Origin of the sequence: Acidiplasma cupricumulans (assembly GCF_001402935.1) — an archaeon.
Lineage (GTDB): Archaea > Thermoplasmatota > Thermoplasmata > Thermoplasmatales > Thermoplasmataceae > Acidiplasma > Acidiplasma aeolicum.
This window is the reverse complement of the sequence record NZ_LKBH01000003.1, coordinates 1-1149: the sequence shown is the minus strand read 5'-3', so window position 1 is coordinate 1149 and position 1149 is coordinate 1. Positions and strand designations below refer to the sequence as shown.

Annotated in this window: 2 protein-coding genes and 1 tRNA gene; 2 read left to right on the top strand and 1 reads right to left on the bottom strand. The window is 31.9% G+C overall.

Translation table 11 applies throughout. The annotated features are described in order from the left end of the window. The coding region (locus AOG55_RS09430; protein WP_162216738.1) for a hypothetical protein at positions 1–334 on the top strand (334 nt) is incomplete at its 5' end. A gap of 133 nt (positions 335–467) precedes the next feature. Continuing rightward, positions 468–542: transfer RNA gene (locus AOG55_RS00055), tRNA-Arg, on the top strand. A 14-nt stretch (positions 543–556) separates the two neighbouring features. Here AOG55_RS00055 and AOG55_RS00050 read toward each other — a convergent pair. After that, positions 557–1096 carry a DUF1286 domain-containing protein gene (locus AOG55_RS00050; RefSeq protein WP_052656869.1) on the bottom strand — a complete coding sequence of 180 codons (540 nt, stop codon included), beginning with the start codon at positions 1094–1096 and terminating at the stop codon, positions 557–559. Between the last annotated feature and the right edge of the window lie 53 nt (positions 1097–1149).

Here is a 1149-nt window from a genome sequence, read left to right as displayed (position 1 = left end):
TTATATTATGGCAGATAAACTTGCTGTAATAATTTTATCAGGTAATGAAAACAGGGATAGGGCGTTGCTTGGCCTTAAATTTGCACTTCATACCACAATTGGAACAAGGGTTGTCCTATTCGGCGCCGCAGAAAAACTGGCAGCTGAGGATGATGAATTTAAGGGTCTGGTAAAACAGTTAATTGATAAAAATATCATTCCGGTTGCCTGTGTGAACATAGCAGATGAGGAAAATATAAAAGAGAGGCTCCTGGAGCTAAAAATAAATCTTAAACCGGTGGGCGCTTTAATTTCAGATTATGTAAAGGATGGCTATGCTCCAATAACGTTTTGATTAAAATTTTTAATATTATAACGTGAATATATAATTTTTTCAATTTTTATGGTAATATTATAAAAATTCGAATAAACCATATTTAAGAGATAAATCAACGAAATACTTATATCCAATTTTAAAATTAACCACTGGGCTCGTGGCCTAGTATGGATAAGGCACCGTCCTTCTAAGTCGGTGATCGTGGGTCCAAATCCCACCGAGCCCGTTATTTAAAAAATTCTAAAAAATTAATGATAAATAATTGAATACATCCTTAATATAAAGAAATATTATTCCAAATCCTGAAAATGAAATAATAATTAAAAATATCCCAAAAAATGCTGTTGTGGCATTTATTATTTTATTATTATACCTTAAATGGGCTATTGCAAATCTTCTCCAGTGTTTCTTACTTTTAATATAAATACCACCCTGTGTAAACGCATCCAGAAATAAATGTGAGGGTCCAACCAGTATGCCGGAAATTACTGTAATTGTTATGGGTGCTAAATTATTAAATATATACATAATTAATATAATGAAAAAAGAAATGGAAAGTCCAATGATAATGCTGTTTTCAAATGAATGTGTCGATGGGCTCCTTACCGGTATGAGACCATATTTTGTTATCTTACGCTTATGCCCAAAATGGTCTATTACTGTATTACCAAGAAATGACATTATAACTGCTATGGAAAATCCCCTGAAAAAGCCTGTAAAGTATGAATTAATAAGGCTTAATATTCCCGTACTAAAAATGTAATGCACCATAAGCTTCATTTAAACATCTCTGTCCTACGTAGTCAGACATTACATCATTAAAAATATTCTTT

What these genes read in the sequence shown, in the direction of transcription:
- AOG55_RS00050 (WP_052656869.1), bottom strand. Translation starts at nt 1,096, where the DNA reads ATGAAGCTTATGGTGCATTACATTTTTAGTACGGGAATATTAAGCCTT.